We start from the raw sequence: 14,114 nt of genomic DNA, 5'->3' as shown, positions 1-14,114 counted from the left end.
ACGATGTCACCCCCGAACACGACAAAACGACCTCGATGGTAACCACAACTACCGCTGATCACCCACTCGATCACGGGCGGGCGGGGCCCGGACGCGCACACAGCCGCCGCACCCACCTCACGCACCTCACACGCTCAGCGCGCTCCTGAGGCGCGCGGGGTCCACGCGCCAGAAGGTGTGCTGCGCGCCGTCGACGAGGACGACCGGAATCTGCTCCCAGTACTCGCGGTGCAGCGCCTCGTCCTGAGTGATGTCCTTCTCCTCCCACACCGCACCGGTCTCGGCGCACACGCGCTCGACGACGACGCGGGCGTCGTCGCAGAGATGGCAGCCGGGCTTGCCGATGAGCGTGACGAGCGGCGGGGCGGACCGGTCGGGGCTCTGCGGGGACTTCCCCCGCCGAAAGAGAGGACTCATGAGTCCATTCTCCGCCTACGGCGAAGGGGGCCCGCCCATAAGCGGGATCAGTCCCGTCCGACCCGTTTAACAGTCCCGCCTCGCAGAGTTCACGCCACCGCATCCCGGCGTGTCGGGCGGGACCGAACATACTGGCTATGCTCACGACATGGCCGTACTGGGATGGCTCACCCCTCGTAGGCGCTCGGCGACAGCCCGCAGCGTGCTGGCCGGCGAGGCCGCAGCGGAGGCAGCCCGCAAGTCCGAACAGGAGCTGGCGGAACTCGCGGAAGCGGAAGCCAGGAGAAAAGCCGAGCCGGATTCCGAATCCCCCTCGGCTCCGGAGTTCCCCGTCGTCGGGGACGACCTGGCCGCCGCCTTCTTCGACCTCGACAACACGGTGATGCAGGGCGCGGCGATCTTCCACTTCGGGCGGGGCCTGTACAAGCGGAAGTTCTTCCAGCGCCGCGACCTGGCCCGGTTCGCCTGGCAGCAGGCGTGGTTCCGGCTCGCCGGGGTCGAGGACCCCGAGCACATGCAGGACGCGCGCGAGAGCGCCCTGTCCATTGTCAAGGGCCACCGCGTCTCCGAGCTGATGACCATCGGCGAGGAGATCTACGACGAGTACATGGCGGACCGCATCTGGCCCGGCACACGCGCGCTGGCCCAGGCACACCTGGACGCGGGCCAGAAGGTGTGGCTGGTGACGGCCGCGCCGGTGGAGACCGCGACGATCATCGCGCGCCGCCTCGGCCTGACGGGCGCGCTCGGCACGGTCGCGGAGTCCGTGAGCGGCGTCTACACCGGCCGCCTGGTGGGCGAGCCCCTGCACGGCCCCGCCAAGGCGGAGGCGGTACGCGCCCTGGCGGCGGCGGAGGGCCTGGACCTCACACGCTGCGCGGCATACAGCGACTCCCACAACGACATCCCCATGCTGTCCCTGGTGGGCCACCCCTACGCCATCAACCCCGACGCGAAACTCCGCAAGCACGCCCGAGCGAGGGAGTGGCGCCTGCGCGACTACCGGACGGGCCGAAAGGCGGCGAAGGTGGGGATCCCGGCGGCGGCGGGGGTGGGCGCCCTGGCGGGCGGCACGGCGGCAGCGGTGGCCCTGCACCGCCGCAGGCGCTGAGACGGTTCCGCGGCTGCGCTTCATCTGTGGGCCCGGTGGGGGCTGGTCGCGCAGTTCCCCGCGCCCCTAAAAGCGGCACCTCCAGCCCCTCCAGCGCGCGAGGAACGGCCCCCTGAGGGGCGCGGGGAACTGCGCGACCAGCCACACGCGGCCCGCAGACGAACGAAGGCCGGGGCGGAGCCCCGAAAGCGGGGTCCGGGGGCGGAGCCCCCGGGAGACCACCTCAGCCCCCACCCACCCCCGGAGGGTCCAGGTGAAGGGGCGGGGTGGGGCCCAATCCGGGACCACTTACCCGCAGGGACCCCCCACCAGTCCCCCACCCCCCACTCGGCCACATCCCACCCCCCAACCGATCAACATCGATCACCACAACGCCACCACCCGCTCACACTCCGCAACCCAATCCGTCCCATAGACGTAACAGAAGCGACGGAATCGACGATTTGAGCAACTGGGTGTAGCGCTCCCTGCACGAAGCGTTATTCTCCTCAGACGCATACCGGAACCCACACATCGCCACGGCGGGTGAACGGTCCCGCACTGCACGTGATGGAAGCTCTGCCTCTGGGAGTCCCGTGTACCCACACGTCGGGGTTGACGCCTCGGGCCTGGCTACGCTGCGCGCAGCGGTCGTCGACCGTCTGCGCGTCTTCGTCCCCACCGCGTACGTCACCGCCCCCGCCTTCGCCACCGCCTCACCCCTCGGTGCCTGCTACGCGCTGGCAGACGGTGGTGCCGCGGTCGGAAGACGGAGCGGCGGCCGCAGCACGGGCACGTCCGCGACGCCGACCGCCCGCCGCCCCAGCGCGGACAGCGACAGCGCCCGCATGATGGACCTCGTCGAACGCGCCCAGGCGGGCGAGGCCGACGCCTTCGGACGGCTGTACGACCAGTACAGCGACACCGTGTACCGGTACATCTATTACCGCGTAGGCGGCAAGGCCACCGCCGAGGACCTCACCAGCGAGACCTTCCTGCGCGCCCTGCGCCGGATCTCGACCTTCACCTGGCAGGGCCGCGATTTCGGCGCCTGGCTGGTCACGATCGCGCGCAACCTGGTCGCGGACCACTTCAAGTCGAGCCGCTTCCGCCTGGAAGTGACCACCGGCGAAATGCTCGACGCCAATGAAGTGGAGCGTTCGCCCGAGGACTCCGTCCTGGAGTCCCTCTCCAACGCCGCGCTCCTCGAAGCCGTACGGAAGCTCAATCCGCAACAGCAGGAGTGCGTCACCCTGCGCTTCCTCCAGGGCCTCTCGGTCGCCGAGACCGCCCGCGTCATGGGCAAGAACGAGGGCGCCATCAAGACCCTCCAGTACCGCGCCGTGCGCACTCTCGCCCGGCTCCTCCCCGAAGACGCCCGCTAGACGTCCGCCGATCCCGGAGGCCGCGCAGGCCTCCGGACGGCCCGGTCCAACTCACCTTCGGTGAGCACTCAGTGCTGCCCGGTCACACTGTGGTCCGATCATCCTTCGTCCGTAACCCAAGTGCCGCGTCCGTCGTTGTGCCGGATGCAGGCTCCCTGTGGTCACGCCATGTCCAGGGTCGATCACTCGATCGTGTGGATGTGCTCAAGGCGTGCAACCTTCCAGGCCCCTTGGGGAGTCGACCGTGATGACGAGAGGAGGTGCCGCCAGTGATCGCGAACGTATCGGCGCACCGGCGGGCGAACGCCTTCGCCCAGGCCCTGGAAGAAGCCTCGGCGGCCCAGCAGCCACCCGCCAATCCGGCCGTCGCGGCCGAACAGGCGGCGGAAGCCGACCTGTTGACCCTGGCGACCGTCCTCGGCGAACTGCCGAAACCAGAGATGGACCCACAGGTGAAGGTGGAGCAGCGGGCGCTGCTCGTGGCCGCCATGGAGCAGATGTTCGCTTCAGGTGGCGCCACCGACCCTCTGATGCCCGAGCAGCGGACCGGCCGGGGCGCCCACCGGGCGGCCCCGCTCCGGAAATTGCGCCCCCGCTCCCGCTGGTCGAAGGGCATCGCTGCGGGCGGCCTGAGCATCGGGGTGGCCGCGGGCGCGTTCAGCGGCGTAGCCGCTGCCAGCTCCGACGCCCTCCCCGGTGACTCGCTGTACGGGCTGAAGCGCGGCATGGAGGACCTCAAGCTCAACCTGGCGGACGACGACGCCGACCGCGGCAAGATCTACCTCGATCAGGCCTCCACCCGGCTCAGCGAGGCCCGTCGTCTGATGGAGCGCGGTCGCGCCGGCGACCTCGACCACGAGCAGCTGAGCGAGGTCCGCCGCGCGCTCAGCGGTATGCAGCACGACGTGACCGAAGGCCACCGCCTGCTCCATGCCGCGTACACCAAGGACGGCTCGCTCGGCCCCATCGCCGCCCTGTCGTCGTTCGCCTCGGCGCACCGCGACAGTTGGAGCAAGCTGCGCGGCAAACTGCCCACGCAGCTCACCGATGTCGGCGACCAGGTCACCTCCGTCTTCGTCGCCATAGACCAAGAGGTCGAGCCACTGCGTTCGATGCTCCCCCCGGCCAAGACGAAGACCCATGGCCGTACGGACACGACGCACCAGGGCGAGGCGAGCCACACGGCCCGCCCGGCCCCGGCCTCCTCGGCCCCGGCGCACGGCACGGTGGGCGGCGGCACCAAGCCGCAGCCCTCCACCCCGGGCACCAAGCCGAACGAGGGCCTGCTCGGCGGCAACACCGGCGGCCTCCTCGACCCCCCGTCGAAGAGCGCCCCACCGACGTCCGGCACCACCCCGGCCAAGCCGCCGGTCCCGGACGTCACCCTGCCCCCGCTCCTCCCCGGCCTGCTCCCGGGCCTGGGCATCGAGGGCGAGGACGCGAGGTAGCTCCACCGGTTACGTGTGTGGGGCGCGCCGTTTCACCAGGCGCGCCCCACACACGTACCACTGCCAGAAAACAGGGTCGGAAAACAGGTCAGAAGAACCAGGTCAGAAGAACACCGACCGCCGCTGCACCAGCAGCTTGTACAGCGTGTGCTGGATCTGCTCCCGCACCTGATCCGTCAGGTTGAACATCAGCATCGGGTCCTCCGCCGCCTCCGGCGGATACCCGTCGGTCGGGATCGGCTCGCCGAACTGGATCGTCCACTTCGTCGGCAGCGGCACGAGCCCGGCCGGCCCCAGCCACGGGAACGTGGGCGTGATCGGGAAGTACGGGAAGCCCAGGAGGCGGGCCAGCGTCTTGGAGTTGCCGAGCATCGGGTAGATCTCCTCGGCCCCGACGATCGAGCACGGCACGATCGGCGTCCCGGCCCGCAGCGCGGTCGACACGAACCCGCCCCGCCCGAACCGCTGGAGCTTGTACCGCTCGCTGAACGGCTTCCCGATGCCCTTGAAGCCCTCCGGCATCACCCCGACGACCTCGCCCCGCTCCAGGAGCGCCTGGGCGTCCTCGGCGCAGGCCAGGGTGTGCCCGGCCTTGCGGGCCAGCTCGTTGACGACCGGCAGCATGAACACCAGGTCCGCCGCGAGCAGCCGCAGATGCCGCCCCGCCGGGTGGTGGTCGTGCACCGCCACCTGCATCATCAGCCCGTCCAGCGGCAGCGTCCCGGAGTGGTTGGCGACGACCAGCGCCCCGCCCTCGGCCGGGATGTTCTCGACGCCCTTCACCTCCACCCGGAAGTACTTCTCGTAGAAGGGGCGGATCAGGGACATCAGGACCTGGTCGGTGAGCTCCTTGTCGTAGCCGAACTCGTCGACCTCGTACTCGCCGGTGATCCGCCGCCGCAGGAACGCGAGCCCGCCCGCGACCCGCCGGTCCCAGCCGCCACCCGGCCGCTCCCACACCTCCTCGCCGGACTGGCCACCGTCCCGCGAAGAACCGTCGCGCGAGGCGTCCCGCTGCGGGGTGACGGCGTCAGCGGCCTCCTGCGGCCCCCGGCCGCCCTCCGGGCCCTGGGGGACGGTCTGCTGGCCCGGCAGGGCGCTCACCGGGGCGGCAGCCGCCTCCGGGGCCGTACCCCGCCGCCCGCCGGAGCGGCGGCGCCCCGGGCGCTGCGCACCGCCGCGCGAGCGGTCGTCGTCGAACGGAATGACCTTGGCGTCCGCCATCGTGGTTGAGCTCCTCATTCCGCGCCGGGAGTGGACAAGGTGGAAGTGGCCGGAGCACCCCCGGCGAACGGCCGGAAGGGCAGCGCCGCCACCCCGTCCACGGCCCTCGCCAGGGCGTCCGGCGGCAGCAGCCCGGGGCCCCGGCTGCGCGCGAAGTCGGCGAACGCCTCCGCCGTCGTGTACTTCGGCCCGAACCCCAGCGTCTCCCGCATCTGCGCGGTGCTCACCACCCTGCCGTGGGTGAGCAGCCTGATCTGCTCGGGCGAGAAGTCGCTCACGCCGACCGAGCGCAGCGCCGAGCCCACCCAGCGGACCGCCGGGAGCAGCACCGGCACGGTCGGCCTGCCCAGGCGCCGCGAGCACTGCGAGAGCAGCAGCACGCCCTCCCCGGCCACGTTGAAGGTGCCGCTGTTGAGCGTCCCGCGCCGGGGCTCGTGCGAGGCGATGCGCAGCACGTCGATGACGTCGTCCTCGTGGACGAACTGGAGCCGGGGGTCGTAGCCGAACACGGTCGGCAGCACCGGCAGCGAGAAGTACTCGGCGAGCGGCGAGTCCGCGCCCGGCCCCAGGATGTTCGCGAACCGCAGCACGCACACCGCCACATCGGGCCGGCGCCGCGCGAAGCCCCGTACGTACCCCTCGACCTCGACGGCGTCCTTCGCGAAGCCGCCGCTCGGCAGCGACTTGGGCGGGGTCGTCTCGGTGAACACGGCCGGATCGCGCGGCGCCGACCCGTACACACTGGTGCTCGACTTCACCACCAGGCGCCGCACCGAAGGCGACTTCTGGCACGCGCCGAGCAGCTGCATGGTGCCGATGACGTTCGTTTCCTTCACGGACGTCCGCCCGCCGGCGCCCAGCGGCGTGCCGGTCACGTCCATGTGCACGACGGTGTCGACGGCATGTTCGGCCAGCACACGGGCGATGGCGGGCTGCCGTATGTCCGCCCGTACGAAATCGGCTCCGCCCAGATGGTGGCCGGGCGGCACGGCGTCCACGCCGATCACCCGGTCCACTTCCGGATCACGTTGGATGCGCCGTACGAGACGGCCTCCGAGCTGCCGGGCCACTCCGGTGACGAGCACGACCTTCCCCAAGATCAGCGCCTTCCTTTGGCCTGAGGTGCACTCTTGGCGCCACCGTAGCGGCTGGATGTTGCCCGGTGATGACCGCGTGGTCGCTCGTGGCCGGTAAAGCGGCGCCGAAAGGCCCGCCGGAAAGCGCGCGGCACCGGCTTTTGGGATACCGAAAGGGCGTGCGGGATATGCGGCCGGTAAACGCACCGCAGCCCTCCCACCAGGACGGCGGAAGGGCTGCGAGTTCACGTACAGCTGTCGCTTACTTCTTGTTGCGACGCTGAACGCGGGTGCGCTTGAGCAGCTTGCGGTGCTTCTTCTTAGCCATCCGCTTGCGCCGCTTCTTGATAACAGAGCCCACGACTACCCTCGCTCACTTCTCTTCACTCGGTGCGGGGCGTCTGGGCCCACACGACCTACGAGGGGCTAGCCTACCCGCCTGAGCGCAGAGGTCGTAACCGAGGGCACCGTCAGGCTGTCTCCACCCCCACGAAGGACTCTCGGAGGTACTCCTGCACCGCCTGTTCCGGGACCCTGAAGGACCTGCCCACCCGGATCGCCGGCAGATGACCGCTGTGCACCAAGCGGTACACGGTCATCTTCGACACTCGCATCACCGAGGCGACTTCCGCCACGGTCAGGAACACGACCTCGTTCAGAGGCCTCTGATCAGCAGCCATGACCCACCTGTACCTTCCGCACCCGACGCGCACCGGCTTCCCCTCCGGTGACTCTTCGTCGCTGTGCGCTCACTCCCCAGACTAGGGGCGGGTGGTGCGAGTGGGGAAGAGGAGCTACCGACGGCCGCCTACTGTGACAGACACGCTCGATTGAGTACATAGCGCGTAAGCGGCCGGTAGTAATCAGACCGCACAGCGTCATCAAGCGGAACGGCTACGGACACCCGCCCCTCGGCCTCTCCGACGAACAGCGCGGGATCGTCCGTATCGGCCAGACCGACCGCCTCGATACCCAGCTGACCTGCCCCGCAGACCCATCCGTGATCTCCGACGACCAGGTCCGGCAGCCGCCCGCGGAGGGTCGCCGCGGCCCCCAGGGCGACCCGAACCGGCAGCGGTGAATGGGTGTGTGCGCCGGTCTCACTGGCGGGACCCCGCACGCCGGGTTCACGCACCAGCGCGACTCCTCGTACGTAGTCAAGGTTGTACGTACGTACCCCGAACCGGGTCGTTATGTCGACACATCGCCCCTGCGCGGGGGTGAGAACATCACATCCGGCCGCCGACAAAGCGTCCGCGAGGGCGGCGTAGAAGGCGAGCAGCCGGTGCGGATGCCCGGTTCCGAAGAGTACGGCGCCGCGCCGCGCGGCCACGTCGTGGATCCTGGCGGCCAGCGCGTCGAGCCCGGCGAGCGTCCGCTCCGGATCGATGACATCCGGCCCCGACACATGCGCCGGATCCGGACTCACCCCGCACTTGTCCGCCATGAGCCGCAGCAAGTCACGCTCGCCCCAGCCCCATTCGGGGTCGAGGCCGAGTGTGACCCGAGGGTCCCGGGCCGCGAACAGCCGATAGCTGCGCAGGCTCTCCTCCCGCGAGGTGGCCACAGGCCCGGCCAGCCGCGCAGCCAACAGATGCGCCCGCAGCGCCCCGGTGCTCAACACGGGGACGATGCTCTCGCAGTCGGGGCTCCGGGGGGCCGAATCAGGCCGGAGACCGCACAGTTGGCGTAACGGGGGGGACTGGCCGCGCAGCGGCCATTCAGGGGCGCGGGGAACTGCGCGACCAGCCCACCACGGTCCGCAGACGAAGCACCAGGCCGCCCGCCAGAGGGCTTTCGGGAAGGGGCGGGGTGGGGAATCCCCCCTACGCCAACAACCCCCGCAACGGATAAACCGCCCGCCGAGTAGCCAGAATCGCCTGATCCAGCCGATCCGCCGGGTCGTAGCCCGACTCCCAGTCCCGCCACAGCACCGTACGCCCGTCCGTCATCCGCCCCGGCCCCAACTGGCGCGTACGGGCGAACACTTCGTCCCGCCACGACGCCGGGATCACCGACTCCGGATCCACCGGAGCGTGCCCCGCCACCCCCACCAGATGCGTCCACGAGCGCGGCACCACGTCCACCACCGCGTACCCCCCGCCCCCGAGGGCCACCCACTTCCCGCCCGCCACATGCTCGTGCGCCAGCGCGTGGCACGCCTCCTGGACGGCCCGCTGGGCGTCCAGCGAGACCGCCAGATGCGCCAGCGGATCCTCGAAGTGCGTGTCCGCGCCGTGCTGCGTCACCAGCACCTGGGGGCGGAACTCGGCCAACAGCTCCGGCACCACGGAGTGGAACGCCCGCAGCCACCCCTCGTCCCCGGTCCCGGCCGGCAGCGCCACGTTGACGGCCGTCCCGTCGGCATCCGTCTCCTCCGGCCACCCCGTCCCGGGGAACAGCAGCCGGGGATGCTCGTGGAGCGAGATCGTCAGCACCCTGGGGTCGTCCCAGAACGCCGTCTGCACCCCGTCCCCGTGGTGCACGTCCACATCCACGTACGCGACCCGCTCCGCCCCCAGCTCAAGGAGCCGGGCGATGGCGAGCGCCGCGTCGTTGTAGATGCAGAACCCCGCGGCCCCGCCCGGCATCGCGTGGTGCAGCCCGCCCGCGAAGTTCACCGCGTGCGCCGCGTTCCCGCGCCACACCGCCTCGGCGGCCCCCACGGACTGCCCGGCGATCAGCGCCGACGCCTCGTGCATTCCCGCGAACGCGGGATCGTCCACGGTCCCCAGGCCGTACGCCTGGTCCGCGGCGCCCGGATCCGCCGAAGCGGCCCGTACGGCCGCCACATAGTCCTCGCGGTGCACGAGCCGCAGCGTCGAATCCCCCGCCGCCGGCGCGGCCACCACGTCGAGCGCCTTGTCCAGCCCGTACGCCCGCACCAACCCCATGGTCAGCGAGAGCCGTACCGGATCCATCGGATGGCTCGGTCCGAAGTCGTACGCCGTGACAGCGTCATCCCACATCAACAGTGCGCGGCCGCTCATGCCCGCCACCGTATCGGGCGCCCTCCGCGCCGAACGACCGGGCGTACACCAGCGTCAACAGAACCAGCACCATCGGTATGAGCATGGCGCCCCGATAGCTCCACGCGCCGCCGACCCCGCCGACCAGCGGCGACCCGAAGAGGTAGCCCACGTAGTTGAAGGCGTTGAGCCGCGCGATCGCCGCGTCCGAGGCGTTCGGGAACAGCCGCCCCGCCGCCGCGTACGTCTGCGGCACGATCACACACAGCCCGAACCCCAGCATGGTGAACCCGAGCATCCCGGTCCACGGCCCCGGCGCCAACGCGACCACGGCGAACCCGGCGCTCGCGAGCACGGCCCCACCCCGCACCACGGCCACGGCCCCGAACCGCCGCACCCCGTGGTCCCCGGCCGCCCGCCCCAGCAGGGTGGTGACCATGTAGACGTTGTACGGGACGGTCGACAGCTGCTCGGAGCTGCCGAGCACGTCCTGGAGGTACTTCGCGCTCCAGTTGGAGACGGTCGAGTCGCCGATGTAGGCGAAAGCCATCACCAGGCAGAGCGGCAGCAGCAGCCGAAAGGCCACGGGCTGGCCGCCCGCGGCATCGCCTTCGGAGCCCTCGGAGGCCTCGGAGGCTTTGGAAGCGCCGGCGGCCGGCGCCCCGTCCACGTACCACCGGCTCCCGGCCAGACACAGCGGCAGCAGCACGAGGACGACCGGCAGATACGAGGTGAGCAGCGACAGGTCCCAGTGCGCCCCCACCCACGCGAGCGAGGCGCCCACGATCCCGCCGAGGCTGAACGCGGCGTGGAAGCCCAGGATGATGCTGCGCCCATACGCGCGCTGAAGGCTGATCCCCAGCATGTTCATGCACGCGTCGAGCCCGCCGACGGCCAGCCCGAACGCCCCGAGCGAGACGGCCGCCTGCCACATCTGGTCCCCGGCCGCGACCCCGACCAGCGCGAGCAGCACGAGCGGCTGCACCCACCGAAGCGCCACACTGGGCGCCACCCGCTTCACCAGGTGCTCGGTGGTGACGCTCCCGACCCCGGCCAGGATCGGCACGCCCGCGAGGAACGCCGGCAGCAGGCCGTCGGATATCCCGTACTGGTCCTGGAGCGCGGGGATGCGGGTCACCAGGAGGGCGAAGGCGATCCCCTGCGCACAGAAGCTGAGCGCGAGGGACGCCCGGCCCCGCCGCAGGTGTACGTCTGTCATGGCCGCAGAGCTTAGGCCCGCAAGCTACTCCTGGGTAGACAGGTCACCCCAGCAATTCGCGCAGCTGTGCCATGTCGGAGAAGAGGGCCGTACAGCCCTGGAGCCGGTCCTCGGGCGTCATGGCGGTGAACCCGTAGACGTCCATCCCGGCGGCCCGCGCGGCCTGCACCCCGAGCGGGCTGTCCTCGACGACGGCACACCGCTCCGGCGCGACACCCATGCGCTCGGCGGCGTACAGGAACAGATCCGGCGCCGGCTTCCCGCGCCCGACGTCCTGCGAGGAGAACACCCACTCCTCCTCGAACCACTCGTCGAGCCCGGTCTTGCGGTGCCCCACCCGGATCCGCTCATGGCTCCCGGACGAGGCGACGCAGTACGGCACCCCGTCCGCCACCAGCTTCGCGAGCACGTCGGTGGCCCCGGCCACCGGCTGGAGCTCCCGCTCGAAGGCGGCGAAGACGCGGGCGTGGAACGCGTCGTCGAAGTCGGCGGGCAGCGCCTGCCCGGTCCGCTCCTGGATCAGCTCGTGGATGCGGTGCATGGCGGAGCCCATGTAGTCGCGAATGGACTCCTCGTACGAGGTGGGGAAGCCCAGCTCGGTGAGGTGCTCCGCGAGGATGGTGTTCGAGATCGGCTCGCTGTCGACGAGCACGCCGTCGTTGTCGAAGATGATGAGGTCATAGCGCATGGCTCGACCCTAAACGCCAGTAAACGCAGAAAAGCCCCGTACCGGATCCCGGTACGGGGCTTTTCTCAAAATTTGTTCGGCGGCGTCCTACTCTCCCACAGGGTCCCCCCTGCAGTACCATCGGCGCTGAAAGGCTTAGCTTCCGGGTTCGGAATGTAACCGGGCGTTTCCCTAACGCTATGACCACCGAAACACTATGAAATTAACGATGCTGGTGCAGACACAGCTGTTCGTTATTTCAGAACTAACACAGTGGACGCGAGCAACTGAGGACAAGCCCTCGGCCTATTAGTACCAGTCAGCTCCACCCCTTACGAGGCTTCCACATCTGGCCTATCAACCCAGTCGTCTACTGGGAGCCTTACCCTCTCAAGGAGGTGGGAATACTCATCTCGAAGCAGGCTTCCCGCTTAGATGCTTTCAGCGGTTATCCTTTCCGAACGTAGCCAACCAGCCATGCCCTTGGCAGGACAACTGGCACACCAGAGGTTCGTCCGTCCCGGTCCTCTCGTACTAGGGACAGCCCTTCTCAATATTCCTGCGCGCGCAGCGGATAGGGACCGAACTGTCTCACGACGTTCTAAACCCAGCTCGCGTACCGCTTTAATGGGCGAACAGCCCAACCCTTGGGACCGACTCCAGCCCCAGGATGCGACGAGCCGACATCGAGGTGCCAAACCATCCCGTCGATATGGACTCTTGGGGAAGATCAGCCTGTTATCCCCGGGGTACCTTTTATCCGTTGAGCGACGGCGCTTCCACAAGCCACCGCCGGATCACTAGTCCCGACTTTCGTCCCTGCTCGACCCGTCGGTCTCACAGTCAAGCTCCCTTGTGCACTTACACTCAACACCTGATTGCCAACCAGGCTGAGGGAACCTTTGGGCGCCTCCGTTACTCTTTAGGAGGCAACCGCCCCAGTTAAACTACCCATCAGACACTGTCCCTGATCCGGATCACGGACCCAGGTTAGACATCCAGCACGACCAGAGTGGTATTTCAACGACGACTCCACAACCACTGGCGTGGCCGCTTCACAGTCTCCCACCTATCCTACACAAGCCGAACCGAACACCAATATCAAACTGTAGTAAAGGTCCCGGGGTCTTTCCGTCCTGCTGCGCGAAACGAGCATCTTTACTCGTAGTGCAATTTCACCGGGCCTATGGTTGAGACAGTCGAGAAGTCGTTACGCCATTCGTGCAGGTCGGAACTTACCCGACAAGGAATTTCGCTACCTTAGGATGGTTATAGTTACCACCGCCGTTTACTGGCGCTTAAGTTCTCAGCTTCGCCACCCCGAAGAGTGACTAACCGGTCCCCTTAACGTTCCAGCACCGGGCAGGCGTCAGTCCGTATACATCGCCTTACGGCTTCGCACGGACCTGTGTTTTTAGTAAACAGTCGCTTCTCGCTGGTCTCTGCGGCCACCCCCAGCTCAGGAAGCAAGTTCCCTCACCAGTGATGGCCCCCCTTCTCCCGAAGTTACGGGGGCATTTTGCCGAGTTCCTTAACCATAGTTCACCCGAACGCCTCGGTATTCTCTACCTGACCACCTGAGTCGGTTTAGGGTACGGGCCGCCATGAAACTCGCTAGAGGCTTTTCTCGACAGCATAGGATCATCCACTTCACCACAATCGGCTCGGCATCAGGTCTCAGCCTCAATGTGTGACGGATTTGCCTATCACACGGCCTACACCCTTACCCCGGGACTACCACCGCCCGGGCTGGACTACCTTCCTGCGTCACCCCATCGCTTACCTACTACCACCTTGGATCGACGGCTCCACCACTTTCCTTTCCCCGAAGGGTCCGGAACGGCTTCACGGCCTTAGCATTAATGGATTCGATATTGGGCGTTTCAAAGCGGGTACCGGAATATCAACCGGTTGTCCATCGACTACGCCTGTCGGCCTCGCCTTAGGTCCCGACTTACCCTGGGCAGATCAGCTTGACCCAGGAACCCTTAGTCAATCGGCGCACACGTTTCTCACGTGTGTATCGCTACTCATGCCTGCATTCTCACTCGTGAACCGTCCACCACTAGCTTCCGCTGCGGCTTCACCCGGCACACGACGCTCCCCTACCCATCCATACGCCCGTTGGGGCTATGTGTATGAATGACACGACTTCGGCGGTACGCTTGAGCCCCGCTACATTGTCGGCGCGGAATCACTTGACCAGTGAGCTATTACGCACTCTTTCAAGGGTGGCTGCTTCTAAGCCAACCTCCTGGTTGTCTCTGCGACTCCACATCCTTTCCCACTTAGCGTACGCTTAGGGGCCTTAGTCGATGCTCTGGGCTGTTTCCCTCTCGACCATGGAGCTTATCCCCCACAGTCTCACTGCCGCGCTCTCACTTACCGGCATTCGGAGTTTGGCTAAGGTCAGTAACCCGGTAGGGCCCATCGCCTATCCAGTGCTCTACCTCCGGCAAGAAACACACGACGCTGCACCTAAATGCATTTCGGGGAGAACCAGCTATCACGGAGTTTGATTGGCCTTTCACCCCTAACCACAGGTCATCCCCCAGGTTTTCAACCCTGGTGGGTTCGGTCCTCCACGAAGTCTTACCTCCGCTTCAACCTGCCCATGGC

At 68.2% G+C, this 14,114-nt stretch carries 12 protein-coding genes and 2 rRNA genes (1 of these 14 only partly in view); 3 read left to right on the top strand and 11 right to left on the bottom strand.

Annotated elements, in window-relative coordinates; all coding sequences use genetic code 11:
* Positions 1-126: 126 nt before the first annotated feature.
* Positions 127-417, bottom strand: a complete 291-nt coding sequence (locus OG965_RS23455; protein ID WP_371654040.1) for a glutaredoxin family protein — start codon at positions 415-417, stop codon at positions 127-129.
* Between the two features lie 148 nt (positions 418-565).
* On the opposite strand from OG965_RS23455, the gene OG965_RS23450 reads away from it, so the two are divergent.
* The 3 genes from OG965_RS23450 to OG965_RS23440 all read left to right on the top strand — a co-directional run bounded on the left by OG965_RS23450 (position 566) and on the right by OG965_RS23440 (position 4,340).
* On the top strand, positions 566-1,528 hold the full coding sequence (locus OG965_RS23450; protein WP_371654039.1) for an HAD family hydrolase: 963 nt from the start codon (positions 566-568) through the stop codon (positions 1,526-1,528).
* Positions 1,529-2,103: 575 nt separating this feature from the next.
* Positions 2,104-2,892: an ECF subfamily RNA polymerase sigma factor, BldN family gene (locus tag OG965_RS23445; RefSeq protein ID WP_371654038.1), complete on the top strand. Its 789-nt coding sequence runs from the start codon at positions 2,104-2,106 to the stop codon at positions 2,890-2,892.
* 269 nt (positions 2,893-3,161) lie between these two features.
* Positions 3,162-4,340, top strand: coding sequence for a DUF5667 domain-containing protein (locus OG965_RS23440; protein WP_371654037.1), 1,179 nt, complete (start codon positions 3,162-3,164; stop codon positions 4,338-4,340).
* 102 nt (positions 4,341-4,442) lie between these two features.
* Here the strand turns inward: OG965_RS23440 and OG965_RS23435 are convergent, their stop codons facing one another.
* From OG965_RS23435 to OG965_RS23390, 10 genes are all read right to left on the bottom strand, one after another.
* Positions 4,443-5,564 (bottom strand): lysophospholipid acyltransferase family protein, encoded by a 1,122-nt coding sequence (locus OG965_RS23435; protein ID WP_371654036.1) that lies wholly within the window; start codon positions 5,562-5,564, stop codon positions 4,443-4,445.
* A gap of 14 nt (positions 5,565-5,578) precedes the next feature.
* A complete protein-coding gene (locus OG965_RS23430; protein ID WP_371654035.1) occupies positions 5,579-6,661 on the bottom strand; it encodes an NAD-dependent epimerase/dehydratase family protein in 1,083 nt (360 codons plus the stop codon).
* Positions 6,662-6,902: 241 nt separating this feature from the next.
* Positions 6,903-7,001 carry a 30S ribosomal protein bS22 gene (locus tag OG965_RS23425; RefSeq protein ID WP_003948845.1) on the bottom strand — a complete coding sequence of 33 codons (99 nt, stop codon included), beginning with the start codon at positions 6,999-7,001 and terminating at the stop codon, positions 6,903-6,905.
* Between the two features lie 109 nt (positions 7,002-7,110).
* Positions 7,111-7,320 (bottom strand): helix-turn-helix domain-containing protein, encoded by a 210-nt coding sequence (locus OG965_RS23420; protein WP_159047648.1) that lies wholly within the window; start codon positions 7,318-7,320, stop codon positions 7,111-7,113.
* A 128-nt stretch (positions 7,321-7,448) separates the two neighbouring features.
* Positions 7,449-8,264 (bottom strand): phosphatase, encoded by an 816-nt coding sequence (locus tag OG965_RS23415; protein ID WP_371654034.1) that lies wholly within the window; start codon positions 8,262-8,264, stop codon positions 7,449-7,451.
* Positions 8,265-8,466: 202 nt separating this feature from the next.
* Positions 8,467-9,630: an acetoin utilization protein AcuC gene (locus tag OG965_RS23410; RefSeq protein WP_371654033.1), complete on the bottom strand. Its 1,164-nt coding sequence runs from the start codon at positions 9,628-9,630 to the stop codon at positions 8,467-8,469.
* Positions 9,599-10,828: an MFS transporter gene (locus OG965_RS23405; protein WP_371654032.1), complete on the bottom strand. Its 1,230-nt coding sequence runs from the start codon at positions 10,826-10,828 to the stop codon at positions 9,599-9,601. The genes OG965_RS23410 and OG965_RS23405 overlap by 32 nt, the downstream gene beginning before the upstream one ends.
* 43 nt (positions 10,829-10,871) lie before the next feature.
* Positions 10,872-11,516: an HAD family hydrolase gene (locus OG965_RS23400; RefSeq protein ID WP_371654031.1), complete on the bottom strand. Its 645-nt coding sequence runs from the start codon at positions 11,514-11,516 to the stop codon at positions 10,872-10,874.
* Between the two features lie 74 nt (positions 11,517-11,590).
* Positions 11,591-11,707 (bottom strand): 5S ribosomal RNA (gene rrf, locus OG965_RS23395).
* 77 nt (positions 11,708-11,784) lie between these two features.
* A 23S ribosomal RNA gene (locus OG965_RS23390) occupies positions 11,785-14,114 on the bottom strand; it runs 794 nt beyond the window's last position.

The sequence above is a fragment of the Streptomyces sp. NBC_00224 genome, assembly GCF_041435195.1.
In the GTDB taxonomy this organism is placed as follows: domain Bacteria; phylum Actinomycetota; class Actinomycetes; order Streptomycetales; family Streptomycetaceae; genus Streptomyces.
This window is presented reverse-complemented; position numbering and strand designations above follow the sequence as displayed.

Bases quoted from the DNA above. Each gene is read 5' to 3' on its own strand.
- OG965_RS23455 (WP_371654040.1), bottom strand. From the start codon at position 417: ATGAGTCCTCTCTTTCGGCGGGGGAAGTCCCCGCAGAGCCCCGACCGG.
- OG965_RS23450 (WP_371654039.1), top strand. From the start codon at position 566: ATGGCCGTACTGGGATGGCTCACCCCTCGTAGGCGCTCGGCGACAGCC.
- OG965_RS23435 (WP_371654036.1), bottom strand. From the start codon at position 5,564: ATGGCGGACGCCAAGGTCATTCCGTTCGACGACGACCGCTCGCGCGGC.
- OG965_RS23420 (WP_159047648.1), bottom strand. From the start codon at position 7,320: ATGGCTGCTGATCAGAGGCCTCTGAACGAGGTCGTGTTCCTGACCGTG.
- OG965_RS23410 (WP_371654033.1), bottom strand. From the start codon at position 9,630: ATGAGCGGCCGCGCACTGTTGATGTGGGATGACGCTGTCACGGCGTAC.
- OG965_RS23405 (WP_371654032.1), bottom strand. From the start codon at position 10,828: ATGACAGACGTACACCTGCGGCGGGGCCGGGCGTCCCTCGCGCTCAGC.
- OG965_RS23400 (WP_371654031.1), bottom strand. From the start codon at position 11,516: ATGCGCTATGACCTCATCATCTTCGACAACGACGGCGTGCTCGTCGAC.